Below are 26187 nucleotides of genomic sequence, written 5' to 3' on the forward strand. Positions count from 1 at the left end.
TTGACGGGGTGGTTAAACAAAACTCCTGCTTCCGTGCCTAAAATCATAATGTTAAATTAACTTATTAACCTCAGAATAATTACTTTTGCATTTTACCAGATGGAGCTTAAAGAAAAACAAAAGAAAATTTTAGACGTCGCTGTGGAACTTTTCAAAGAGAAAGGGTACATGGGCAGCTCGGTCAGAGACCTAGCCACAAAGCTTAATATCAAAGCAGCGTCACTGTATGCCCATATCCGTTCAAAAGAAGAGATCCTGGAATGGATATGCTTTGGAATTGCACAGGAGTTTTTTGATGAGCTTCAGAAAGTAAAAAGTACAGACATTGCTCCAAAAGATAAACTGAATTTATTTCTGGACAGCCATTTATCCGTCGTTCTTCAAAACCGTGATGTTACCCATATTTATTCCAATGAATGGAGACATCTTGAAGAAAGGCTTCCCGAGTTCGTGGAGTTGAGGAAAAACTACCAGGAAGAAGTAGAACAGCTGATTTCTGAGATCTTCAAGGCAGAAAGCTGGGAACTGAAATCACCGGCCTTTACGACAAGATTCATTCTTCATACCCTTAATAATTCTTATTTCTGGTTCAAAAGAAATACAGAATCTACCTCTGAAATTACTGATGAAATAAGGGCTAAGCTGCTGTACGGACTATTAGGAAATCAGAAACTGTAATTTCTGATAAAAATATTTCGGCAGATTTAAAATGCTCAAACCCGAACAAAATATCTCTGATATTCCCTTAACTTAGCTCCTTAAAAATCTCATCATATATAAATCAGTTTATTTAGAATCATTCAAAATGTGACAAAAATCATAAAAATTTGGTCAGGATTGAAATTCTTTTTAAATTTACACCTAACAAATGTTAGTTAGTGTGAATATGGATTTTTCAGTTGAATATATAAAGCTCGACCAGTTGAGACAGCTGCAGTCTGACCGGCTGACAGATTTGGTGGGCTATCTTGGTGAGAGATCAGAATTTTATAGAGGAAAATTTAATGAATCGGGGATATCTCCACAGGATATAAGATCAATTGAAGATATCACCAAGCTTCCGATCACTTACAAACAGGACCTGAGAGACCATTATCCGTTCGGGCTTTTAGCAGTTCCGAAAAACGAACTGCAGAGAATCCACTGTTCAAGCGGAACCACGGGAAAACCTACGGTGGTGGGCTACACCAAAGAAGACGTTGATCTTTTCAGTGAAGTAGTGGCCAGGTCATTATATGCAGCAGGAGCAAGACCGGGAATGCAGCTGCACAATGCTTACGGATATGGAATTTTTACCGGAGGATTAGGACTTCATTACGGGGCAGAAAAATTAGGAATGAGCGTTCTTCCTATTTCAGGGGGAATGACAGCCAGGCAGGTGGATCTGATTATAGATTTTAAGCCTGAAGTGATCTGCTGCTCGCCGTCTTATGCTCTTACGATAGCTGATGAATTTGCCAACAGAGGAATTTCTGCAGAGGAAATCAGTCTGAAATATGCTGTTTTAGGCTCAGAGCCATGGACAGAAATTATCAGAAGCCACATTGAAGAGAAACTGGGACTTCATGCAACGAATATCTACGGGTTGAGCGAGATCATCGGACCCGGAGTTTCTATGGAGGATTTTGAAGAAAAAGGAGGTTCATATATTTGGGAAGATCATTTTTATCCTGAAATTTTAGAACCGGTAACCAAGCAGCCGGTTCCGTTCGGGGAAGAAGGTGTCCTGGTTATTACAACTTTAACGAAAAAAGCAATGCCTCTTTTACGGTATTGGACCAATGATATCACAAGCCTTTACTATGATGAAAATGCCAGAAGGACCATGGTGAAAATGAGGCCTATCAAAGGAAGAGCAGACGATATGCTGATCGTAAGAGGTGTAAACGTGTATCCAAGCCAGATCGAAGAAGCATTCTCCCATGTAAAAGGAGTGGTGCCGAACTATTACCTTACCCCGGTTGAAAAAGAGCAGATGTGTGTAGCATTGGATATTGACGTAGAAATTGATGATGAATGGGTAAAAACTCACAAAGTAGATGCTGATACCGATGATTATTTTAATTTTGTCGGCAGCTTTGGAAAAAACATAGAAAACGAAATAAAAAAGAGAGTAGGGATTACCACGAAAGTAAAAATTCATGCCCAGGACAGCCTGCCGAAGTGCGAAGGCGGAAAAATTAATAGAATACTTAAAAAATAATGAATTCATTTTATAAACTTAAAACGGTAAAGGTTCAGAAAGATACTCCTGATGCGGTCAACGTAACGGTAGAAGTTCCTGAGGAACTGAAGGATAAATTCAGGTTCAAACAGGGGCAGTATCTTAATTTCCGTATGATGATCAACGGGAATGAAGAAAGACGTTCTTATTCTATCTGCAACGCTCCGAGCGAAAAAAACAATACGCTAGAAGTACTCGTAAAGCTTTTGGAAGGCGGAAAGGTGTCAGGCTATTTCAATGAGCATCTTCACATGGACGAAATGCTGGAAGTAATGCCTCCAATGGGTGGTTTCAATACCTCCTATCATCCTGCCAATGTGAAAACCTATGTAGGTCTGGCAGCCGGAAGCGGTATCAGCCCTGTTCTGTCAAACATTAAGGAAAGCCTTTATCAGGAGCCGAACAGCTGCGCTTATCTTTTCTACAGCAACAGAAGCATGAATCATGTCATGAAAAGAGCTGAAATTGATAAACTGGTTGAGCACTTCAACGGAAGACTGAAGGTAATTTACCTCGTAAGCCGCGAAAAACATGAAGATCCCGTATTCGAAGGAAGGATTTCTGCCGAAAAACTGGAGCAGTTATTTGAAAGATATGCTGATATTGATATAAAAGAAGCCACCTATTTCATTTGCGGGCCGGCAGATATGATCAAAGGTATTGCTGATTATCTGAAGAAAGATAAAAAAGTACCTGCTATTCAGGTTTTATTTGAATATTTCACTGCTCCTGACGAAGAAAATTCGGAGGAAATGAGTGATGAATTCAAGGCAATTGCCAATTTGGAAAGTATGGTAACGGTCATTATTGATGATGATGAATATTCGTTCCATCTTAATTCTAAAAAAGAGAGTATCTTAGATAAAGCATTAAAAGACAATCTTCCGGTACCTTTTGCTTGCAAAGGAGGAGTTTGTTGTACGTGTAAAGCGCAGGTTTTGGAAGGAGAAGTTTTCATGGAGAAGAATTTCGCGCTTACCGAAGATGAAGTAGCCAGAGGTTACGTTCTGACGTGTCAATGTCACCCGACAACGAATGTGGTGATGCTTAATTATGATGTATAATTAATGTAACAATTTACCAGTATATCAATGTACCAATTATTGCTAGACTGTTAGATTGATATATTGTTACATTTTAAAATTTGTAAAATTTTAATCATGGATTTAGAAAAATTTGTACAGTACGTACACGATGAAAATAAAGTAGAACCAAAAGATGTAATGCCTGATGATTACAGAAAGCTATTGGTTCGCCAGATTTCACAGCACGCGCATTCTGAGATTGTCGGAATGTTGCCGGAAGCCAACTGGATTTCAAGAGCCCCTTCATTAAGAAGAAAAATGGCTCTTCTGGCTAAAGTTCAGGATGAGGCAGGCCACGGTCTGTACCTTTATTCTGCCACTGAAACCCTAGGAAACGGAACGATCAGAGCTGACAGGGATGCTACTTATGATGATATGCTTTCAGGAAAAGCAAAATATTCAAGCATCTTCAACTATCCGACGTTAAGCTGGGCAGATATCGGAGCGATCGGCTGGTTGGTTGACGGTGCAGCAATCATGAATCAGGTAATGTTGATGGGGAATTCTTATGGTCCTTATTCAAGAGCAATGGTGAAAATCTGTAAAGAAGAATCTTTTCACCAAAGACAGGGTTACGAAATTCTGATGGCACTTTGTCGTGGTACAAAACAACAGAAAGAAATGGCTCAGGCTTCATTAAATCGTTTCTGGTGGCCGGCTTTGATGATGTTTGGTCCAAATGACGACAGTTCACCAAACTCTAAAATCTCTATGAATTACAGAGTAAAAAGAGAAAGTAACGACAGTCTTCGTCAGAGATTTATCGACGTTACGGTTTCTCAGGCTGAATTCTTGGGATTAACAATGCCGGATAAAGATTTGAAATGGAATGAAGAAAGACAACATTACGATTTCGGAGAACTTCCGTGGGATGAATTCATGGAAATCCTAAAAGGAAATGGTCCTGCCAACAAAAAACGTATCGAAACCAAGAGAAAAGCTCAAAGAGAAAATTCTTGGGTAAAAGAAGCGGCAGCAGCTTTTGCTAACAATGAATTTAAATAAATTGATATTTTTAAACAATTGATAATAAGATGAAAAAAACTTTATATTTAATTATTATTTTTTTTAATTCACTACTTTTTGCTCAGAATATAAATTCTACTTTGCTTGAAACTAATTTTGGTGGTGATAGTGAACCGGATCATTTGACTAAGATTGGTGATAAAATTTATTTCTCAGCAAGTGTTTATAATAACAGAGAATTATATATTAAAGATGATTTAGCCAGTAGGCCTCGCTTGGTAAAAGATATAAATACCAATTATGGATCAATTAGTAGCAGTTCATTTTTTAAAGAATTAAATGGGACATTACTTTTTACTGCAACCTCAAGCTCAATTGGTAATTATTACCAACAATTGTGGAGAAGTGATGGTACTGAGAACGGAACCTATCTTTTAAAAATTATTAATCCCAATTATGATACCAATATTTCTAATCCGATAATCTTAGGTAACAAGATGTTTTTTACAAGTAATGTAAATAACTCAAGTGATCTCTGGGTAACGGATGGAACAGAAGCTGGTACTAAAATAGTTAAAAAAATTAATTCAACTGGTGATTCAAGTGTAAAGTATCCATTTGTTTTTAATAATGAAATATATTTTCTTGCTAATGATGGTATTACAGGGATGGAATTATGGAAAAGTAATGGTACTGAAAACGGAACTGTACAAGTTTTTGATTTTTATATAGGTTCTACTAGTGGGATAAGCTTAAAACCAATTGTTTACAATAATAATATATATTTTATGGGGCAGCAGAATTCAAACCTGAAAGGACTTTGGAAATATGATGGCAGCCAAACACAATTGGTGAAGAATTTTACTAATATTAATTACTTTGATCCGGTAATTTTACAGAATAAAATAATTTTTTGTATAAATACTCCGTCAGGATTTCAACTATTGTCTAGTGATGGAACTGTTGCAAACACTAATCCATTATTTACTACTCCGCCTTATTCATCAATCAGTACTTATAGTGAGCCTTTAAGAGTATTTAATAATAAATTATATTTTGAAGCAACTGATTCTTCATTTAACACGTCAAACTGGATTTCAGGAGGAACAGCATCAACCACAGTTAGCTTATCTTCAGCTATACCAGTATTGTCTGATGCCACTATTATTGGAAATTCTTCTGGAAATAATTATCTTATTTTCAAAAATAATAATAATGACCATTATATATCTGATGGAACTATTAGTGGAACAAAACATATTTCAGATATTACTTTAATTTCAAATTACACTGGATACGGCTTAAATGTCTTAGAATATAATGACACCATTATTTTAAATGGAAAAAATAAGAAAAACGGTATAGAATTATTTAAGTATAATTTTTCTACAAATTCATCAACAATTTTAGATGATGTCCATCACAAGATGTCATCTGACATTAATGCAAGTATTTCCTTAAATAATAATTTAATCTATTTTGGAAATAGTTTTAATGAAGGAATGGAATTGTTTATATCAGATGGAACCACCTTAAATACAAAATTATTGAAGGACCTGAATATTGGAGAATCTTCTACAGTTTTTACAGGTGATAATAATTATTTCTTTAAAAACGGTAATCGAGCATTTTTTAGATGTACTGTTGGAACCGGATACGAACCTTGTGTAACTGATGGTACTGAAGCAGGAACTTATCTGATCAAAGATTTGTCACCGTTTAATCAAGGTTCGTTAAATGAAGACCCATACTTTACGACGTTAGACGGAAATAATGTTCTTTTTGGCGCAGATGATGGTGCGAATAATACTACCGGTGCAAGCAGACTTTGGAGGACTGACGGAACCCAATCTGGAACTTATAAAATACATAATGTTCAAATTGTTGGTGGAAACGGGTATAAATCTTCTACACTAAATGGTAAAGTTTATTTTACAGGATATGATACTAATAATGTCTATTCAATTTGGATGACAGATGGAACAACAGGAGGAACACAAATTTTTAAAACTTTTTATAACTCACAAGGAAATAATATTATCCCAAGAATAATTAATACATTAGGAAATAAATTTGTCATCGTAATAGAGGATGTTAATTCCCAATTTAATCACTTTCAGAATATCTTAGTATCAGATGGTATTTCTCCGAATAGCATAACACAGATAGCTACATTAGCACAATCTTCACAGTCTAGCGGGGGCATAATAGGAGAAACTATAGTTTATAACAATAAATTATATTTCTATGCATTCAATTATACTGGAACATACCCTTCAGATGCCTATAAGTTATATTCTACCGATGGAACAATAACAGGTACAGGTATCTTTTCTAATTCAATTGCGAGTTGTTGTGCGGCAGATATTAAGTTTAATATTTGCGGAAATAAACTCTATATTTTACAAGGGAAATTATATGTAACGGATGGAGTAAATCAGCCGGTTGCACTTGATAATGGGAATCATAATTTTAAAGATTTTAATTGTGTTAATAATAATTTGTTTTTCTTAAACAATCAATACCAAAATTATAAAATATGGACATCTAACGGAACAGTTTCGGGTACTCACCCATTTAATTTGTATGCAAATGGACATTTGATTGGGAATGATGAATCAATCTATAAATTAGCTTCGACAGATGACAAATTATTTTATTTAGCAAACTTTTATAATACGGATATATTAAAAGAATCAGGTGGTGAAGTATATATTGTTGATATAAATGCTCAAAATTTAGGAAGTGAAGATGTTGTTCAAAATCCTATTAAAGATTCAGGCTTTGTGGTGTTTCCAAATCCTACTGCAGATATTATCAATATTCAAAGTAAAGAAAAGGTTAAAATAAATGATGTAGAAGTTTATGATTTATCTGGAAAAAGGTTGATGGGCAATTCATTTAATAATTATAATGTACAATTAGATATAAAAAATTTAATTAAGGGAATTTACATTATGGTTATAAAAACAGGAAATACAGTGGTAACAAAAAAGATTATAAAAAAATAGATTAATAAATCTTAATTAATATTAGTATGAGTCAATTAGATATGTGGGAAGTGTTTATTCAGACTAAACCGGGATTATCTCACAAACACGTTGGAATAGTACAGGCACCAACAGCAGAAATGGCTTTGCAGAACGCAAGAGACGTTTATACAAGAAGAAAAGAAGGAACTTCCGTTTGGGTTGTACCAAGTAAATATATTGTGACTTCAGAAGGAATTGATAAAGAAGCTTTCTTTGATCCGGCTGATGACAAATTGTACCGTCACCCGACGTTCTACGATATTCCTAACGATGTAAAAAATATGTAATAAAGAAGTTAGAAGTTAGATTCTAGAATTTAGTCTAATTTCTAACCTCTAATTTCTAAATTCTATAAAAATGAATCCATTATATAATTATTTATTAAAATTTGCGGACGACAGCTTCATTATGGGGCAAAGATTGTCTGCATGGTGTGGTGAAGGTCCTTATTTGGAGGAAGATATTGCATTAACGAACATCGCATTGGACGAACTTGGACAGGCAAACAACTTTTATGTTTACGCTTCAAGAGTAGCTGATAATGGCAAAAGTGAAGATGATTTAGCATTTTTAAGATACGAGCACGAATACGTAAACGCACATTGGGTTGAACTTCCGAATGAAGATTACGCACAGACGATTCTTAAAGTATACATCTTTTCCGTGTATCAGAAATTGATGTACGAAGCATTATCAAATTCAGCAGATGAAGAACTTTCTGCTCTTGCCCAAAAATCTTTGAAAGAAGTAAGGTATCATTATACTCATGCTTCTTCCTGGATGAAAATTTTCGGACAGGGAACAGAAGAAAGTAAGACCCGCTTAGAAAGAGCAATTGAAAATATCTGGGAATATTCAAAAGGATTATTCGCAAAAGTGGAAGGAGAAGATGATTTGATTGCTTTAAATATCGCTCCAAATGTTGACGCACTGTATGAAGATTTCCTTTCTATTACACAAAAAGATTTTCAGGACTTCGGTTTAGAATATCCTGCAAATCCTTTCATGCAACCAAAATCCAGAACGGGTTATCATACAGAATATTTCGGATTTATGCTTTGTGAATTGCAATATATGCAGAGAGCGTATCCAGGTTGTACTTGGTAGGAACACAAACCTGTTAGGTTTAAAAATAACGTTCATTACTTACAGCGAAAATGGATCTGTAACATTTTGAGCTAAAAACTACCTTTTTGTTGACTTTGCTAAGTGAAACGCCTTTGCGAACTTAAAAACATTTAGTAGTCAAAAAAACTTTGCACACTTTGCGTTAAAAAAATCAGATTAAAAAAGATTGAAAAATCCTTTAGAAATATTAGAATTAGTTCCCGATCCGGAAATTCCGGTAATCAATATCGTGGAATTAGGCATTGTAAGAGAAGCAAAAGTTACCAGCGAGAATTCTTGTGAAATAACGATTACGCCGACTTATTCTGCCTGTCCCGCTATGTTTACCATTGAGGAAGACATCATGAAAATCATGAAAGAAAACGGTTGGGATGCGAAAATAGTTACCAAAATGTTTCCAATTTGGACAACAGATTGGTTGACGGATGAAGCGAGGGAAAAACTTCGTGTGTACGGAATCTCACCTCCCGAAAAAGGAGCCGACGAACATCACATTGGGAAACCGAAAAAATGTCCGCGCTGTGGTTCCATGCATTCAAAACAGATCAGCAGATTCGGATCTACACTCTGTAAGGCTTCTTACCAGTGTCTGGACTGCCTGGAACCTTTTGATTATTTTAAATGCCATTAATTAATGTAACAATGTGTCAGTGTAACAGTTTACTAATGCCGAAATAATGGTTATACTATTAAACTGATACATTGCTGGATTTTTTTTAATTAACATACGAATGAATCAATCTGGCAGCTCTCCAATGTCGGAATAATTGTTACATTGTTAAACTGACACATTGTTAGATTATTTTATATTGTTAAATTAGAGCAGTGTAATTTTTCAAATCTTTAATCATTTAATTTTTAAATTTAAAACCATGTATACACAACTTGATATTGAAACGCATTTTGACGGAAAACTGAAAATTGCTTACCTCAATCAGCCGGAAACAATGAACGCGCTTACAAAACCATCTTTATCAGATCTTAAGGATTTTATTAAAGAATGTAGCGACGATGATACAGTAAGATGTGTGGCGATTTCAGGAAGAGGAAGAGCTTTCTGCTCCGGCCAGAATCTGGATGATGCTTTCGTGCAGGGCAACGAGCATCATGATAACGATATCATCAGAAAAATTGTAGTGGATTACTACAATCCTCTGGTTACAGAGATCACGCATTGTAAAAAACCTGTTGTGGCATTGGTAAACGGTCCTGCAGTAGGAGCAGGCGCGATGCTGGCATTGATCTGTGATTTTGTTTTGGCAGTGGATAAATCTTATTTTGCTCAGGCATTTTCAAATATCGGACTGATTCCTGATACTGGTGGAACATATTTCTTGCCTAAATTATTAGGAAGACAGTTAGCCAATTATTTAGCATTTACCGGCAAAAGATTATCAGCCGAAGAATCTAAATCTTACGGTTTGGTGGCTGAAGTCTTCACCGAAGAAGAATTTGCTCCAAAATCAATGGAAATCCTTGAGAAAATGTCAAATATGCCTACTGCTGCTATTAAACTAACCAAAAAAGCATTCGCCCAATCGTACAGCAATACACTAAAAGAGCAGCTTGAATTGGAAGGTGACCTACAACAGAAAGCAGCCGAAACAGAAGATTTTAAAGAAGGAGTAAGTGCCTTTTTACAAAAAAGAAAACCTGATTATAAAGGAAAATAAAAAATTATAGAATTTAGAAATTAGAGGTTAGTAAATAAAAAATCTAGCTTCTAACTTCTGACTTCTAACATCTATAAATAATGAAAAACGTAGGAATTATCGGTGCCGGAACTATGGGAATAGGCATCGCACAAGTAGCAGCAACCAACGGATGCAGAGTTCTGGTATATGATGCAAATCCGAAACAGGTTGAAATGGCAACCGTAGGTTTGGAAAAAACATTGACCAAACTGGTGGATAAACAGAAAATTCCGGCAGAAAAAATGGTTGAAATTTTAGCCAATATTTCCATTGCCACAGAACTGAAGGACTTCAAAGATTGCGAATTAATCATCGAAGCCATCATCGAAAACAAAGACATAAAAACCAAAGTTTTTACAGAGCTTGAAACCTATGTTTCGGAAAACTGTATTATAGGTTCCAACACCTCATCTATTTCTATCACCTCTCTCGGGGCAGAATTAAAAAAAACGGAACGCTTCATCGGAATTCACTTTTTCAATCCGGCTCCCTTGATGCCTTTGGTTGAGGTCATTCCATCTTTATTAACAGAAAAATCATTACCGGAAAAAGTCTGTAGTCTTATGAAAGACTGGGGCAAAACTCCTGTGCTTGCTAAGGATATTCCCGGATTTATCGTCAACAGAATTGCCCGTCCTTACTATGGTGAAGGATTAAGAATTGTTGAAGAAAACCTGGCAACGCCCGAACAGGTAGACGAAGCCATGAAAACGATAGGAAACTTCAAAATGGGACCTTTTGAATTAATGGATTTAATTGGAGTGGATATTAATTTTGCCGTAACTACCACTGTTTACAAAGATTACTTCTACGATCCGAAATACAAACCGTCTCTCCTTCAGCAAAGAATGTTCGAAGCCAAACTTCACGGCAGAAAAACCGGAAAAGGTTTCTATGATTACACTGAAGGGGCAGAAAAACCGCTTGCCCGGAAAGATGATGCACTGTATCAACAAATATTTCTAAGAATTATTTCAATGCTGATCAATGAAGCGGTAGAGGCAAAAAGATTAGGTATTGCCAACGATGAAGACATCGAGCTGGCCATGCAGAAAGGAGTCAATTACCCAAAAGGATTACTGGCCTGGGGAAAAGAAATCGGTTATTCAAAAATCTCCGAAACCCTGCAAAACCTTTACGGAGAATATCAGGAAGAAAGATACAGACAGAGCCCTTTACTCAGAAAAATGTAACAATATAAAATGTGACAGTGTAACATAATGAATACACTGTTATGCTGTTAATTAGAAAATTATGACGCCGAGACAAGTTGCAGATTATATGTTCGGTCAGGATTATTTCTCCCAATGGATGAATATCAAAATGATCGAAGTCAAAGAAAACTATTGTTTAATAGAAATGCCCATCAAGAAAGAGATGATCAATGGGCTCAAAACAGTTCACGGAGGTGTTACGTTCGCTTTTGCAGACTCTGCGCTGGCATTTTCGTCCAACAATACCGGAGATGCAGCTGTTGCCCTGAACTGTATCATCAATTTTACCAAAGCCGGAAGAGAAGGTGATGTTTTCAGAGCAGAAAGTATTCTGGTGAACGATACCAGAAAAACAGCCGTCTACGATATCAAGATCACTAATCAAAACAATGATCTGATTGCAAAATTCGTCGGAACAGTTTACAAAATTGGAAAAAAAGTAATTGAATTATAAATAAGCAGTAAGCTTTAAGCAATAGGCAGTAAGCTTTTTTCGAAGCTGGTAAAGCCTACTGCCTATAGCTGCCTAAAGCAAAAATTATGAACAACGTATATATCATAGATTATATCAGAACCCCAATTTCAAAATTACAGGGCGGACTATCAGAAGTAAGAGCCGATGATTTGGCAGCAATAGTTATTAAAGAAGTTATTGCAAGAAACCCTGAAGTTCCCGTAGAAGAAATTGAGGACGTTATTTTCGGATGCGCCAACCAGGCGGGAGAAGATAACCGTAACGTAGCAAGAATGGCTCTTTTATTAGCTGGACTTCCATATAAAATAGGAGGCGAAACGGTTAACAGGCTTTGTGCTTCAGGAATGTCTGCGGTGGCCAATGCTTTCCGTTCCATTGCAGCAGGAGAAGGTGAAATTTATATAGCAGGCGGAGTAGAGCACATGACACGTTCGCCTTACGTAATGTCAAAACCAAGTGCAGCTTTCGGAAGAGACAGCCAGATGTTTGATACGACTTTCGGATGGAGATTTGTAAATCCGAAAATGAAAGAGATGTATGGTGTGGACGGAATGGGTGATACCGCTGAAAACTTGGCAGATATGCATAATATCAGCAGAGAAGATCAGGATAAATTTGCACTTTGGTCACAGCAGAAAGCAACAAAAGCTCAGGAAAACGGAAGACTGGCGGAAGAAATTGTAAACGTTGAAATTCCTCAGAAAAAAGGAGAACCTAAAATTTTTGATAAAGACGAATTTATCAAACCGGCATCTTCTATGGAAGGATTAGGAAAACTTCGTCCCGCTTTCAGAAAAGAAGGAACCGTTACGGCAGGAAATGCTTCAGGGATGAATGACGGAGCAGCAGCTCTTATCCTGGCAAGTGAAGAAGCCGTTAAAAAATATGGCTTAAAGCCAAAAGCTAAAATATTAGGATCTGCCGTAGCCGGAGTAGAGCCCAGAATCATGGGGATCGGACCTGTAGAAGCTACACAGAAGCTATTAAAAAGATTGAATCTTTCCTTGGATGATATCGATATCATCGAACTGAATGAAGCATTTGCAGCACAGGCTTTGGCAGTCACCAGAAGCTTAGGCTTAAAGGATGATGATTCAAGAGTGAATCCAAACGGAGGAGCTATAGCAATTGGCCATCCACTGGGTGTTTCAGGAGCAAGAATTGTAGGTTCTGCCGCAATGGAACTTCAGAAACAAGATAAAAAATATGCATTGTGTACCCTTTGTATCGGTGTCGGACAGGGCTATGCAATGGTTATTGAAAAAGTGTAACGTTTTCAATAATGTAACAATATAAAAATGTATCAATGTAATGTTGCTGCCATGCTGAGTCTGTTGATACATTTATTGGTAAACTGTTAAATTGATACATTGTTAAATTAAATTTTTAATAAAAATTTTATGAATATCTACTCATACCACGGTATCCGTCCCATTATCAAGCCCTCTGCCTATATTCATCCGCAGGCGGTGATCATCGGGAATGTAGAGATCGGTGAAGAAGTATATATAGGACCCAATGCCGTCATCCGCGGGGACTGGGGAAAAATCATCATCAAAGACGGTGCGAATGTTCAGGAAAACTGTACGCTGCACGTTTTTCCGGGTATCGAAACTATTTTGGAAGAATCAGCACACATTGGTCACGGAGCAATCATCCATTCAGGACACATTGGAAGAAACTGTTTGGTTGGAATGAATGCTGTTGTAATGGACAAAGCCGTTATTGGAGACGAATGTATCATCGGAGCTTTAGCTTTCGTTCCGGCAAACTTCAGATGCGATGCGAGAAAACTGATTGTAGGAAGTCCGGCAAAAATAATCCGGGATGTTTCTGATGAAATGATTAAATGGAAAACAGAAGGAACAAAACTTTACCAGGAATTGGCAAGAGAAGGAAAAGATGCTATTCTTCCTTGTGAACCATTTACAGAATATGTTCAACAGATTCCTACAAAAGTTGTTGATTACAGCATTTGGGATGATGTGAAATAATTAGCCTGACTAAACCTCATAGGTTTTCAAAACCTATGAGGTTTAAGCATTAAACACACACACACAAATGAAGAAAAAAGATAAATGTCAAATTCAGAAAATTTTGAATGTGGATATACGTATCATATTTACACTCATGCCAATGGAAAAGATTTAATTTTTAGGGAAAATGAAAATTATAAATATTTTTTAGAAAAGCTTTTAAAATATATTATTCCAGTAGCTGAAATATATGCGTATTGTTTAATGCCGAATCATTTTCATTTATTGGTAAAATTTAAAGATTTAAATCAAATTCCAGGAGAGAATGAACATAAATATTTAATGAAGCAGTTTAGTAATTTATTAAATAGTTATGCAAAAGCTTATAATAAAAGATACGATAGAAGAGGCTCTCTTTTTCTTGATTATTTAAAACGTAAAAGAGTTGGTGAAGAAAAGTACCTGATTAAGTTATTGCATTATATTCACAATAATCCTGTCAGTCATGGATTTGTGGAAGATATTAATAATTGGAAATATTCATCCTATCATTCCTACATCAATTTGGCTAAAGAAAGTAAAATAGAAAGAAAAGAAATGATGCAATATTTTGATACAGTAAATGATTTTATAGAATACCATCAATCAAATGTTGAATATGATTTCTTAAGAATCGAATAAAAATAAAGGTACCTGGCTTAAACCTCATAGGTTTCTAAAACCTATGAGGTTTTGAAAGAACAGTTAAAAAAGAAACAAAATATGTTTAAAAAAATTCTCATTTTCTACAGTATCCTGTTTGCATTTCAAAGTGTGGTTGTAGCACAAAACGGAAATGTAAAACCCCTGACTATCGGAGAAATCAGAACTATAAAATCTAAGATTTTAAATGAAGACAGAACCTTAAATATTTATCTTCCACACAATTTTGATAAAACAAAATCATATCCGGTTATCTATCTTTTGGATGGAAGCATAAATGAAGATTTTATTCATGTTACAGGATTGGTGCAATTCTTTAATCAAATGTATGCAATGCCGGAAACCATTGTGGTGGGAATTGCCAATATTGATAGAAAAAAAGATTTCACGTTTCATACCGATTTAAAAGATTTACAAAAAGATTATCCCACTACCGGGCACTCTGATAAGTTTATCAATTTCCTTGAAAAAGAATTAAAACCCTATATCGAAAACCAGTTTAAAACTACTGATACCTACGTGTTCGGTCAATCTCTTGGCGGACTTTTGGCAACAGAAATTTTGTTGAAAAAACCTGAAATGTTCAATAACTATTTTATCATCAGCCCGAGTTTGTGGTGGGATGATGAAAGTCTTTTAAAGCAGGCCAATCAGTTATTGTCTAAAGTTCCGGATACGAAGAAATTTATTTACATTTCTGTTGGAAAAGGTGAGCATCCGGTGATGATAAAAGATGCAGAAGATTTATATGATACTCTTAAAAAATCAAATAAGAAAAACTGGACGGTAGAATATAAAATGATGGAAACAGACAATCACGCAACGATCCTTCACAGAAGCCTGTATGAAGGTTTGGTTAAATTATTTCCATACCAGGAGCCGAAAAATTAAAATATAACAATCTAAAAATGCATCAGTGTAACAATTATGATACACCTTTAAACTGATACATTGCTAATTAAAATACTATATGGAAAAGTTAAAAAACTATATCCACGGAGAATGGGTAGAAGGTACCGGCAACGGAATGCCTTTATACAATGCCGTTACAGGTGAGCAGGTCGCTGTTTCAGATACGGAGGGGCTTAATTTTGAGCAGGCTCTTGACTACGGAAGAACAGTAGGCTACAAAAACCTTTCTTCCATGACGTTTTATGACAGAGGAGAGATGCTGAAAAAAGTCGCTCTTTATCTTTTGGAAAGAAAGAAAAAATATTACGAATTATCATATAAGACCGGAGCTACCCACGCAGATTCCTGGGTAGATATAGAAGGAGGTTTCGGTACCTTCTTCACCTATTCCGGATTGGCAAAAAGAATGCTTCCGAATACCCCGTTCTGGGTGGATGGCGAAACTCAGAAAATCTCTGCCAACGGAACTTTTCTCGGAACCCACATTCTGACACCAAGTGAAGGAGTTTCTATACAAATCAATGCCTATAACTTTCCGGTTTGGGGAATGTTGGAGAAACTGTCCACTTCACTGTTGGCGGGTGTTCCTTCCATTGTAAAACCATCCCCTTACGGCTCTTACCTTACGAACGCAGTTTTTCAGGACATGATCGAAAGCGGTGTTCTTCCTGAAGGAGCGCTTCAGTTGGTTTGCGGTGAGCCGGGAAATATCCTGGATTATGTTCAGGATGGAGATTCCGTTTTATTCACAGGTTCTGCACACACAGGGAGAAAGCTGAAATCAATGCCTTCCATCGCTGGAAATGCGGTACGTTTCAATATGGAAGCAGATTCCCTGAACTGTTCAATTTTGGGTCTGGATGCAAAACCCGGAACTCCGGAATTTGATCTCTTCATCAAAGAAGTACGTACTGAAATGACCACAAAAGCAGGTCAAAAATGTACGGCAATCAGAAGAATCATTGTTCCTGAGTACCTTATCGGAGATGTTCAGAATGCTTTGTCTAAAGCTTTAGACCAAACCAAAATCGGAAACCCGTTGAGCAGAGAAACCAGAATGGGATCACTTGTAGGAAAACAGCAATACGATGAGGTTGTAAGAAAAGTGAATATCTTAAAATCAGAAACAGAACTGGTTTACGATGGAAAACACGAACTTGTAGATGCAGATTATGATAACGGAGCATTTATGAGTCCGAAACTGTTCTTAAATGATAAACCTTTCGAGAAAAATATCTCTCACGATGTAGAAGCTTTCGGACCCGTTTCCACATTAATGCCTTACAAAGACGCAGAAGAAGCGGCAGCTTTGGCAAAAAGAGGAAAAGGAAGTTTAGTAGGATCTATCATTTCCCATGATGAAACCTTTATCGCAGAAACTTCATGGAAAATGGCTTCCCAGCACGGAAGAATTTTTGTGCTCAACAGAGATAATGCCAAAGAAAGTACAGGTCACGGTTCACCGCTTCCTACCTTAATGCACGGCGGTCCGGGAAGAGCAGGTGGAGGCGAGGAAATGGGCGGACTGAACGGTCTTCATTTCTTCCTTCAGAAAACAGCGATCCAGGGCTCTCCGGACGTATTGAAAGCCATTACCAAAGTATATCAGCAGGGTGCAGAGAAAAAATTCTCAGACAAGCATCCGTTCCAGAAATATTTCGAAGAAGTGGAAATAGGAGATTCATTGGAAACAGCAGGAAGAACAGTTACTGATGCAGATATCGTGAATTTCTCCAACGTTTCATGGGATCACTTCTATGCGCACACTGATGCTACAAGTTTAACGGGAACTATTTTCGATAAAACAGTAGCCCACGGGTATTTTATCCTTTCAGCAGCGGCAGGACTGTTCGTTTCCGGGAAAAAAGGACCTGTTATCGCCAACTATGGATTGGAAAACTGCTCATTCTTTAAACCTGTTTACGCCGGAGATACCATTACAGTTTATTTAACAGCAAAAGAAAAGATCAACCGTGGAGTAAAAGGAAGAAATATTCCTTCAGGTGTTGTAAAATGGCTGGTTGAAGTTGTAAATCAAAGAGATGAGATCGTTTGTGTGGCAACTATTTTAACACTGGTGGCAAAACATTCTCCTTTCATTGATCTGAATGTGAAAAATGTTCAGAAGATATTGGGCGGACTAACGGAAAGTACCCATCCAAACTGGGGTAAAATGTCACCTCAGCAGATGATCGAACATCTTGAACACGGAGTTCTGGTAAGCTTGGGAGAGCCTGAAGCCGATACATGTTTCACACCGGAAGAGCAACTGGAAAAATGGCAGGATTCCCTTTACAATCACAGAAAAATGCCGAAAGATTTCCCGGCTCCTTTCCTTGCCGAAGATGAAACTTTATTGGAATTGAAACATAAAAACCTTGAAGCTGCAAAACAGTCCTTCCTGGATAACTTGCAGAGATTTACAGTATATTACAGAGAAAATCCACAGGCAGAACACATGAATTTTGTGTTCGGAAAACTGAATAAAGAAATGTGGGAGCTGATGCACAAAAAACATTTTACCCACCACTTTGAACAGTTTGGATTGATTTAATCTAATTAATATAAAAAGTAGCAGTTTAACAATAAACTGCTACTTTTTTTAATGGTTGAGAAAAGCTTATAAGGCCCAGTTAAAGTCTAATGGTCTGAAAAATTGAATAGTTATATAAAAAGTTTACATTAAAATCAGTAACTTTAATAGGCGAAATCTGAAAAGCATATAGAGTAGGAAAAAAACATTAAAAACTAATTGCTATGAAAAATTTAAAAAAACTTTCAAGAAATGAATTGAGATCTGTTAAAGGTGCCGGTCCAAACTGGGGCTGTTTGCCTAATTCTTGCCCTCCGGGAAGTTGTTGTCTCCCCGGAAGATGGCCGGATATTGCAAGAGCATGTTATATATGTGCTAATTCTTAACATAAAAGGCTGATTTTTTGATTGGCTAATCTTAAATAAAATATAAATTTATAATCCCTTTTGGTTTTTACTGAAAGGGATTTTTTAATCACAAGGATTATTAAAAGAAAAGAAATTTTTAATCTTCTAAGGTCAACATACAAACACAAAATACGATGACAGATATTAGAACTACTCCAATTGAAGCAGATCGCTTTTATCATATTTATAACCGTGGAATTAACGGAGAAAATATTTTTAAATCAGATCGGAATTATTTGTTCTTCCTTAATAAAATATCTGAATTTCTTCTTCCCGTTTGTGATGTATATGCCTATTGTCTTATGCCTAATCATTTTCATCTTTTAGTTAAGATTAAATCTGATTTTGAATTGGGTAGCCTTGTCAAGGTTCAAAACCTTGACAAGGCTATTAAGGCTGCCAAAACAGGAGTTCATTCTCCGCAGAATATCTTCTCAAAACAATTTTCCCGAGTCTTCAATTCTTATTCCCAGGCTTTTAATAAAGAAAATAAAAGGCATGGTGCACTTATTGAATCTCCATTTAAAAGAAAATTGATTACTTCGGATAAATATTTAATTAATGCAATGATTTATATTCATCTGAATCCGCAAAATCATTTTACGATGTGCGAGTATTCAAAATATAATTTTTCCTCTTATCAATCCATTTTAAGTAATTCGAAAACTTTATTGAAAAGGGATAATGCCATTGAATTATTTGATAATAGAGAAAACTTTATAAGGTCACATAAAAAAGCGGTTGATCTTGATTATGAGTTTTAGTTTATTACTTTTACAGTAAAATCAGAAATTTCATTTATTTAAAACAAGATATGGAACTACAATTTTTCAAAGACTTTGATTTTACGGACTTCTGGAACGAAAGCAGCTATTCGGTGAGAGATTATATAGAACCCTTTCCCGATGATGAGCTTATTGCTTCCGTAGAAAAAGAGCTTGGCTACAAACTTCCCGCCTCTTATATCGAACTGATGAGGCTGCAGAACGGCGGTCTGGTGGAAAAGTCATGCTTTCCTACATCGGAAGAGAATTCCTGGGCAGATGATCATATTGCCATTACCGGAATTATGGGAATCGGGAGAGAGAAAACCTATTCCATCTGTGGAGAGCTCGGAAGCCGGTTTATGATTGAAGAATGGGGGTATCCCGCCATAGGGATCTATATCTGCGACTGTCCTTCGGCTGGTCATGATATGGTTTTGCTTGATTATTCCAATTGCGGAAAAGACGGAGAACCCGAAGTCGTTCATATTGACCAGGAAGATGATTACAGAAAAATATTTCTGGCCAGAGACTTTGAAACTTTCATAAAAGGACTGAAAGATGAAGATGCATTTGATGGTGAATAAATAAACAGGTACTTTTAACTTTAAATCAAACTACAAAAAATAAAACAATGAACGAAAGCTGGATGCAAAAATGGGAAGAGGTAAAAGATATCCTTACATGTCCCGTAGATTTGGAAACCTATTTTACTTCGGATGAAATTATGGAGCAGAAAATGGAGGTGATGGACATAGGAAACGTTTCCCTGCCGTCCGGAAAAGTAATCGTAAGAGATCCTTTGGTGTTTCTGAATGCAGGAGAAAAACCCTATTTCCTTCAGGCTCCGAAAGGAGATTTTCCGGTAAGAATCGCTGTCGTAAAGTCAGAAGAATGGGGTAACCGCTATGCTGCCGTAAAAGTGGAATTCACCAAAGAAAAACCTGTTCTGTACAGGGAAGCGCTGATCGGGATAGAAAATCTTGAAGATTTAAATGAAGGAGACTATTTCGGATTCATGGTAGATGCCGGGCTGGGCTGCATTACCGATGCTGAAGTGCTTCCTCATTTTGATAAATTCCTTACCAGTGTGAACGTGGAGAATGTTTATGATGATTATTTTGCAGAACAGTTTGCACAGAGCTACAGAGAACATCCGGAAAACCAAAGAGAGCTGGGAGACTGGATCAACTGGAAAATTCCCAATACAGACTATCATATCCCGATGTTTGCAAGCGGTTTCGGAGACGGAGGATATCCCGTTTATTTCGCATATGATGAAAAAGGGGAGATCTGCGGACTTTATATCCAGTTTATAGATATTGAGCTGGCATTGTCTGATGATGAGGACGAAGATGAAGAATAAAACCTTTGCCGATAAAGTCATAGAATTCAATAAAAACCTGCAGTTTTCAGGAGATCTTCCTGATGGCTTTGAGGTCATGAACCCATATCTGGACAATCCGGAAACCATGACTGTCATGCAGGAATTTTATCATAAATACTACAATGATCTGCAAACGAGGAAGTTTGTTATTGGCATCAATCCCAGCAGGCATGGAGCAGGCGTGACGGGCGTTCCGTTTACCGATACCAAAAGGCTGGAAGCTGTCTGCGGAATCAAAATGCATTCGGCATACACCCATGAAGTTTCCTCGGTTTTCATATACGATATGATTGCTGAATATGGTGGTGCAGAGGAATTTTACAAAGATATTTATATCAATTCACCCTTTCCGCTGGCCATCGTAAGAAAAACAAAAAACGGATGGCTGAACGCGAATTATTATGATGATAACAAACTCTTTCAGGCAGTAAAAGATTTTATGATCGATTCTCTGAAAAAGCATATCAGCCTGGGGGTAGATACCTCCGAAGTCTTCGTGCTCGGGAAAAAGAATGCAGAATTTATTTCAAAACTTAATAAGGAAGCTAATCTCTTTGAGAAAATGACGGTTTTGGAACATCCGAGATATATCCAGCAGTATAAATCTAAGGAGAAGCAATTGTATATTGACAAATATATTTTAGCGCTGAAAAAATGAAAATCCCCGGAAAAATCTTCCGGGGATTTTGCATGGATATAATTTAAAATCTTTTTTTCTTACGAATATTAGCTTTTACCTATGATAAATGGTCTGTAATTACCTCTTAATAACTTTATAAGATTCTGATGCCGATTTTATCATATATACTCCTTTCGGAAGTTCCGAAATATCAGTTTCGTTAACACCTTTTCCTGCTTCGATGGTTTTTACCAACTGTCCGGACTGGCTGTAGACTTCAAATTTAGTGTTTTCAACAGTCTTAATTGTAAGCGGGCCATTCGTAGGATTCGGATAGATAGTGGCTTCTTTCTGAGGAGTTTTTACTTCATTAGCCGCCAATACAGTTCCGGTGTCTTTTACCCATGTGAAGGCATCAAAACCTGCATATCTGAATGCTCCGCCTAAAGTCAGCACGAGTTCATCAATGATGATATTCGAATAATTCTGACCGTTTAAATTAGTGAGATCGATAAGAGAGTATCCGTTCGTAGGTGTCATAGAAGTAACAAAACCTACAGATTTTGTCTGTGTAAACTTAATCACTCCGCTCAGCTTTCCTGTAACAGTCAATGTTCCCTGTACCCCCAAAGTTAAATTAAGAGAAGACAGATACATCCAGAACCGGTTTACCTTAAACAGATTGGATGTGGTTTTAATACTGAAAGACGGCGGAAATGAAGCATCATTAGAGTTATCAATATACCTGTTGTCAACTGATGTTCCGTTCCAGCCCGTAGCCGGATAGTTACCCTGGATGTCAAAAGTTCCTACGTGAGAGATGATGTTGAATATCACTCCGTTATCTGTAAAACTTGGACTTCCGTGAGATTCCGTTTCAAATTGTTCCGTACTGGTCTGCCCAAAAGAAAATGAAGCTATGAACAGACTACAAATGATTAAAAAAATAGATCTTTTCATGATTTAGGTTTTAAATTCGTTGTTTTAGTTTTTTGGAGGATAAATTCCCTCTACACATATGATATAGTTAAGGGCTAAATAAGGCGGCATATTATTCACCGGAAGGTTTTGTCCGATGTATGATATAGATTTAGCATTAAGAGCAGTATCAGGATCAGCGGCTGCAAAACTGGGCACAGCATTGAAATCCCGGCCTACCTGAGTTCCTGTTTTTGCTATAGATGTGGTGGCTGAGGGAGTAGAATCCGTAGAATTTACATTGGCAACTTTCAGCTGAAACCCTGAACCTATACTTGGAAGGTTCTGTGCCATGATCGTATTTTGTGTAGTTCCCGCAACGACTCCCAGAGGGTAATATTCATTACTGGTTACATTTCCGGCACCGACAGCCATTCTTCCTTTTAGGTTTGGAAGTGCAAAAGTAGTGACTCCATCACCACCATAAATTGTTCCTAAGATTGAAAATAAAGCAGAATTGTTTGAAATTCTTAATAAGCTTCCGTCACATAACATCCAGCCTCTAGGTGCAAAATTTCCGGCAAATAGTTTTACGATTCCAATGTATTCGTCCATGATATTTGTTTTTTCAGTTATTAAATTTCCTACTCTGTTTGGGGCTTTTCGGATTCCGCCTGTAGTTGTTATTTTCGATAGTCCAAAGGAACAACATATAAGAAACCATGGCTAGAGTAGAAAATACCAAATTGCAGATTGCGTATTTCTACGTAATGGGAATTGAAAAAAATAAAGATTCAATTTATAGTCTTAAAGTTTTTCTCAAACGTTCTGTATTTAGTATTTTTGTATAAATCCAATTAAAACGAAAAATGAACGAATTCGTAGTTTCAGAAATTAAAAATAATATTGCCGAAATCACATTCGGAACTCCAAAAAGTAATTCTCTCCCGGGAGCAATTCTTGAAAAGTTAGCACAGACCATTTTAGATGAAGGAGCGAAAGATGAGGTAAAAGCCATTTTAGTAAAAAGTGAAGGTGAAAAAGCATTCTGCGCCGGAGCTAGTTTTGATGAACTTTTAGCCATTGACGAACTGGAAGCATCTTCAAAATTTTTCGGAGGATTTGCCAAAGTTCTGAATGCGATGAGAAACTGCGGAAAGATAGTCGTAGTAAGAGTTCAGGGAAAAACAACGGGCGGCGGTGTAGGAATCGCCTGCGGGGCAGATTACTGTTTCGCAACTAAAGATGCAGCACTTGCACTGACGGAAATTAATTTGGGAATCGGACCTTTCGTGATCGGGCCTTACGTAGAAAGAAAGATCGGAAAATCACAATTTTCCGCAATGGCTGTTGATGCAGATTTCAGATCGGCGGAATGGGCAGAGCAGCATAATATCTATCATTCCGTATCAGAAAGTATTGAAGAAATGGATGCCAAATTAGACCCATTTATGCAGACATTGGCTTCAAGAAGCAGCGACGCATTGGCTTTAATCAAAAAAGTATCCTGGGAAGGGACAGATCATTTTAACGAACTCATGCCTGCAAGAATCCACATGAGTGCAAGTTTAATTCTTGAAGATTCTGCAAAGAAAAACATTGAGTCTATTAAAGAAAGACTGAGAGCAAAATAATTTTTTGTTCATACAATTACACAGCCGCTGATGATTTCAGCGGTTTTTTATTATTATAGCCCATGAAGAGAAAGAACTTTTTACTCTTGAAACTCTGATCATAGTAAATTCAATATATACAGAATTCTTTTCCTGTTAATAATAAACCAACTCTGTTTAAACTTATCAGTTTAAAACTTTGCGCCTTTGCGATTGTCCAACAAAGAAGTTTAAAAAAATTCAAAGTTAAGGGTCCCATAAACCGCGTGATGAAAAAATAATTTCAAAATTTTAAAAAAATAATTGGCAGATTAAAAATAAATTATAACTTTGTAATTCAAAGTTCTTTTTATGGATTCGAAAAATTATCACGAAGACTTATCTCATATCCGTTCCATGATGGAGCGGTCTTCCAGATTTATTTCATTGAGCGGACTGTCCGGAGTTTTTGCAGGTCTGGCTGCTCTGATTGGTGCAGGATACGTTTATTTTGTTTTCCAAAGGGAAGGAATTGATTATTTTGATGGTACCAGGAACGTTTTCCATCCGGCATTGGTTAAAGAACTTGTCATTATCGGAACAGTAATTTTACTCACAGCTGTTTTAAGCGGGTACATTTTCACAGCCAACAAAAGCAAAAAGAAAGGACAAAAAATCTGGGACAGCACAACGAAACGTTTATTGTTAACTTTTGCCGTTCCTTTGGTAACAGGAGGAATTTTTTGCCTCGCCCTTCTTTTTCATCATTCATTTGTTTGGATAGCTCCCGCCACACTGATATTTTATGGAATTGCGTTAGTCAGTGCAGAAAGATATACCCTGACTGATATTAAATATTTAGGGTATTGTCAAATTATTCTGGGATTAATTTCCCTGTTCTTCTTAGGATGGGGACTTGTATTCTGGACTATTGGTTTTGGAGTGCTGCATATTGTGTATGGGCTGATCATGCATAAAAAATATAAATAAAAATTAAATTGACAGGTTTTAGGGACATATTCCTGAAAGCCTACGGTTAATGACTTACTATGATAAACATCAATCAACTCAATAAAGAATTCGAAAGCCGTGTAAGACTGGGGATAATGTCCGTTCTTATGGTAAACGACTGGGTTGACTTTTCTGAAATGAAAGGACTTTTGGAAATTACAGACGGTAATCTGGCAAGCCACAGCAATGCTTTGGAAAAAGCAGGATACATTGAAGTAAAAAAAGAATTTGTAGGCAAAAAACCGAAAACCTCTTACCGTGTCACACAGAACGGAAGACAGGCTTTCAATGAACATCTGGATGCTCTTGAAAAATTATTGGGACGTTAAACCCTATATTTTTTTGAATTTTAACTTTGAAATACAAAGTACTTTATAGTTTAAAATTAAATAAAATGATAACACAAAAACAGACAACACTCGCCATTTATGCTCTTCCATTGGTTTTACTATGTATTCCATTATTAGGAAATGCAATTTCCGGGGGAATCAATTGGTCAGCTGCAGATTTTCTGATGGCAGGAATTTTACTTTTTACAACCGCCTTCCTGGTCAATTTGATTAGAAACCAAACCAAAAAACAAAGCCGGAGAGTCCTGATCTGCATTCTCATTTTGTTGGTTCTTGCATTGATCTGGATTGAATTGCCTGTAGAGATTTTCGGAAGTCCGTTTGCGGGAAATTAACCATTGATAATAGACTTCAATTATGACTAGGAAAAAATTCATTAAAAGATTGGCACAGCTTTCATTGATCGGAGCATTTCCTGCATTGTATTCCTGGCAGATAGAACCTTTCTGGGTAGAATTTGTCCAGAGAAAGCTACCCATTAAAAATCTTCCGGAAACATTAGAAGGAAAGACGCTGATGCAGATATCAGACCTGCATGTCGGAGATCGTTTTGATTGGAATTTCCTGATTGATTCTTTCACAAAAGCTCAGCAGTTTAATCCGGATTTTGTGGTTTACACCGGCGACTTTGTGAATCATGGGACTCATGAAGAAAAGGAGGACCTGAAGAAAGTAATGAGGCATGCAGTCCACGGGAAGCTGGCAACTTTGGGAATTCTTGGAAACCATGATTATGGAAAGAAGTGGAGTGATATCAAGTACTCAGAAAATATCAGTCAGGTTCTTGAAGATTTTGGAATCAATATACTTAAAAACAGTAGTGAAGAAATCTGTGGACTGAATTTTATCGGATTTGAAGATCTGTGGTCACCTAATTTCTATCCGTCAGAAGTAATGAAAAATCATGACCCTTCAAAAGCCAATATTGTACTCTGCCATAATCCGGATGCCTGCGACAGGGATATATGGAATGGCTACCAGGGCTGGATACTAGGCGGTCATACCCACGGAGGACAATGTAGAATTCCGGGTATTGTCACCCCCATCCTTCCGGTTGAAAATAAAAAATATGTGTCGGGGGAAATAGATCTTCAGGATGGGAGAATGCTGTATATCAATCGTGCTATTGGTCATTCTTTCCAGATAAGATTTATGGTGCGCCCGGAAATTACCGTCTTTACTTTAACTCAAACTTAAA

At 36.8% G+C, this 26187-nt stretch carries 28 protein-coding genes; 26 read left to right on the plus strand and 2 right to left on the minus strand.

Going from position 1 to position 26187, the window contains the following annotated elements:
- The first annotated feature begins 99 nt into the window (after nt 1-99).
- From IX38_RS06550 to IX38_RS06645, 21 genes are all read left to right on the plus strand, one after another.
- Complete coding sequence (locus tag IX38_RS06550; RefSeq protein ID WP_034703039.1) at nt 100-678, plus strand: TetR/AcrR family transcriptional regulator; 579 nt, start codon at nt 100-102, stop codon at nt 676-678.
- Between the two features lie 208 nt (nt 679-886).
- A complete protein-coding gene (locus IX38_RS06555) occupies nt 887-2203 on the plus strand; it encodes a phenylacetate--CoA ligase family protein (protein ID WP_034703041.1) in 1317 nt (438 codons plus the stop codon).
- Nucleotides 2203-3288: a 2Fe-2S iron-sulfur cluster-binding protein gene (locus IX38_RS06560; protein ID WP_034703042.1), complete on the plus strand. Its 1086-nt coding sequence runs from the start codon at nt 2203-2205 to the stop codon at nt 3286-3288. Before IX38_RS06555 ends, IX38_RS06560 begins: the two co-directional genes overlap by 1 nt.
- A gap of 96 nt (nt 3289-3384) precedes the next feature.
- Entirely contained in the window at nt 3385-4314 is a 930-nt protein-coding gene (paaA, locus tag IX38_RS06565; protein ID WP_034703044.1) for a 1,2-phenylacetyl-CoA epoxidase subunit PaaA, read from the plus strand.
- 29 nt (nt 4315-4343) lie between these two features.
- Entirely contained in the window at nt 4344-7286 is a 2943-nt protein-coding gene (locus tag IX38_RS06570) for a T9SS type A sorting domain-containing protein (RefSeq protein WP_034703046.1), read from the plus strand.
- A gap of 26 nt (nt 7287-7312) precedes the next feature.
- Entirely contained in the window at nt 7313-7594 is a 282-nt protein-coding gene (paaB, locus tag IX38_RS06575; RefSeq protein WP_034703047.1) for a 1,2-phenylacetyl-CoA epoxidase subunit PaaB, read from the plus strand.
- Between the two features lie 70 nt (nt 7595-7664).
- Nucleotides 7665-8414 carry a 1,2-phenylacetyl-CoA epoxidase subunit PaaC gene (paaC, locus tag IX38_RS06580; RefSeq protein ID WP_034703048.1) on the plus strand — a complete coding sequence of 250 codons (750 nt, stop codon included), beginning with the start codon at nt 7665-7667 and terminating at the stop codon, nt 8412-8414.
- A 187-nt stretch (nt 8415-8601) separates the two neighbouring features.
- Nucleotides 8602-9066 (plus strand): 1,2-phenylacetyl-CoA epoxidase subunit PaaD, encoded by a 465-nt coding sequence (gene paaD / locus IX38_RS06585; protein WP_034703049.1) that lies wholly within the window; start codon nt 8602-8604, stop codon nt 9064-9066.
- A 241-nt stretch (nt 9067-9307) separates the two neighbouring features.
- Nucleotides 9308-10108 (plus strand): enoyl-CoA hydratase/isomerase family protein, encoded by an 801-nt coding sequence (locus tag IX38_RS06590; protein WP_034703050.1) that lies wholly within the window; start codon nt 9308-9310, stop codon nt 10106-10108.
- An 80-nt stretch (nt 10109-10188) separates the two neighbouring features.
- Nucleotides 10189-11322, plus strand: a complete 1134-nt coding sequence (locus IX38_RS06595; RefSeq protein ID WP_034703052.1) for a 3-hydroxyacyl-CoA dehydrogenase NAD-binding domain-containing protein — start codon at nt 10189-10191, stop codon at nt 11320-11322.
- Nucleotides 11323-11383: 61 nt separating this feature from the next.
- The gene (locus IX38_RS06600) at nt 11384-11797 is read left to right on the plus strand and encodes a PaaI family thioesterase (protein ID WP_034703053.1); all 414 of its coding nucleotides are present in this window, start codon (nt 11384-11386) and stop codon (nt 11795-11797) included.
- 86 nt (nt 11798-11883) lie between these two features.
- On the plus strand, nt 11884-13089 hold the full coding sequence (gene pcaF / locus IX38_RS06605) for a 3-oxoadipyl-CoA thiolase (RefSeq protein ID WP_034703055.1): 1206 nt from the start codon (nt 11884-11886) through the stop codon (nt 13087-13089).
- Between the two features lie 129 nt (nt 13090-13218).
- The gene (locus IX38_RS06610; protein ID WP_034703057.1) at nt 13219-13812 is read left to right on the plus strand and encodes an acyltransferase; all 594 of its coding nucleotides are present in this window, start codon (nt 13219-13221) and stop codon (nt 13810-13812) included.
- A gap of 84 nt (nt 13813-13896) precedes the next feature.
- Entirely contained in the window at nt 13897-14475 is a 579-nt protein-coding gene (locus tag IX38_RS06615) for a transposase (protein WP_034703059.1), read from the plus strand.
- 81 nt (nt 14476-14556) lie between these two features.
- On the plus strand, nt 14557-15387 hold the full coding sequence (locus IX38_RS06620) for an alpha/beta hydrolase (protein ID WP_034703061.1): 831 nt from the start codon (nt 14557-14559) through the stop codon (nt 15385-15387).
- A 79-nt stretch (nt 15388-15466) separates the two neighbouring features.
- Nucleotides 15467-17962, plus strand: coding sequence for a phenylacetic acid degradation bifunctional protein PaaZ (gene paaZ / locus IX38_RS06625; RefSeq protein WP_034703062.1), 2496 nt, complete (start codon nt 15467-15469; stop codon nt 17960-17962).
- A 203-nt stretch (nt 17963-18165) separates the two neighbouring features.
- Entirely contained in the window at nt 18166-18327 is a 162-nt protein-coding gene (locus IX38_RS23550) for a bacteriocin-like protein (protein WP_449384742.1), read from the plus strand.
- Between the two features lie 155 nt (nt 18328-18482).
- Nucleotides 18483-19112: a transposase gene (locus IX38_RS06630; protein ID WP_034703064.1), complete on the plus strand. Its 630-nt coding sequence runs from the start codon at nt 18483-18485 to the stop codon at nt 19110-19112.
- A 50-nt stretch (nt 19113-19162) separates the two neighbouring features.
- Nucleotides 19163-19699, plus strand: coding sequence for an SMI1/KNR4 family protein (locus IX38_RS06635; RefSeq protein ID WP_034703066.1), 537 nt, complete (start codon nt 19163-19165; stop codon nt 19697-19699).
- A gap of 47 nt (nt 19700-19746) precedes the next feature.
- On the plus strand, nt 19747-20478 hold the full coding sequence (locus IX38_RS06640; protein WP_034703067.1) for a DUF4241 domain-containing protein: 732 nt from the start codon (nt 19747-19749) through the stop codon (nt 20476-20478).
- The gene (locus tag IX38_RS06645; protein WP_034703069.1) at nt 20468-21157 is read left to right on the plus strand and encodes an SMUG2 DNA glycosylase family protein; all 690 of its coding nucleotides are present in this window, start codon (nt 20468-20470) and stop codon (nt 21155-21157) included. The genes IX38_RS06640 and IX38_RS06645 overlap by 11 nt, the downstream gene beginning before the upstream one ends.
- Before the next feature lie 99 nt (nt 21158-21256).
- Here the strand turns inward: IX38_RS06645 and IX38_RS21885 are convergent, their stop codons facing one another.
- Nucleotides 21257-22078: a T9SS type A sorting domain-containing protein gene (locus IX38_RS21885; RefSeq protein ID WP_051884526.1), complete on the minus strand. Its 822-nt coding sequence runs from the start codon at nt 22076-22078 to the stop codon at nt 21257-21259.
- Between the two features lie 24 nt (nt 22079-22102).
- Nucleotides 22103-22651, minus strand: a complete 549-nt coding sequence (locus tag IX38_RS06655; RefSeq protein ID WP_034703071.1) for a phage tail protein — start codon at nt 22649-22651, stop codon at nt 22103-22105.
- Between the two features lie 254 nt (nt 22652-22905).
- Here IX38_RS06655 and IX38_RS06660 point away from each other — a divergent pair, with 254 nt between their 5' ends.
- From IX38_RS06660 to IX38_RS06680, 5 genes are all read left to right on the plus strand, one after another.
- Complete coding sequence (locus IX38_RS06660; protein WP_034703073.1) at nt 22906-23670, plus strand: enoyl-CoA hydratase/isomerase family protein; 765 nt, start codon at nt 22906-22908, stop codon at nt 23668-23670.
- Nucleotides 23671-24000: 330 nt separating this feature from the next.
- Nucleotides 24001-24618 carry a hypothetical protein gene (locus tag IX38_RS06665; RefSeq protein WP_034703075.1) on the plus strand — a complete coding sequence of 206 codons (618 nt, stop codon included), beginning with the start codon at nt 24001-24003 and terminating at the stop codon, nt 24616-24618.
- Between the two features lie 59 nt (nt 24619-24677).
- Nucleotides 24678-24968, plus strand: a complete 291-nt coding sequence (locus tag IX38_RS06670) for a winged helix-turn-helix domain-containing protein (RefSeq protein ID WP_034703076.1) — start codon at nt 24678-24680, stop codon at nt 24966-24968.
- Nucleotides 24969-25033: 65 nt separating this feature from the next.
- Entirely contained in the window at nt 25034-25324 is a 291-nt protein-coding gene (locus IX38_RS06675) for a hypothetical protein (protein ID WP_034703079.1), read from the plus strand.
- A gap of 22 nt (nt 25325-25346) precedes the next feature.
- Nucleotides 25347-26186 carry a metallophosphoesterase gene (locus IX38_RS06680; protein ID WP_034703081.1) on the plus strand — a complete coding sequence of 280 codons (840 nt, stop codon included), beginning with the start codon at nt 25347-25349 and terminating at the stop codon, nt 26184-26186.
- Nucleotide 26187: the final 1 nt, after the last annotated feature.

It is taken from the genome of Chryseobacterium luteum, assembly GCF_000737785.1.
Lineage (GTDB): Bacteria > Bacteroidota > Bacteroidia > Flavobacteriales > Weeksellaceae > Chryseobacterium > Chryseobacterium luteum.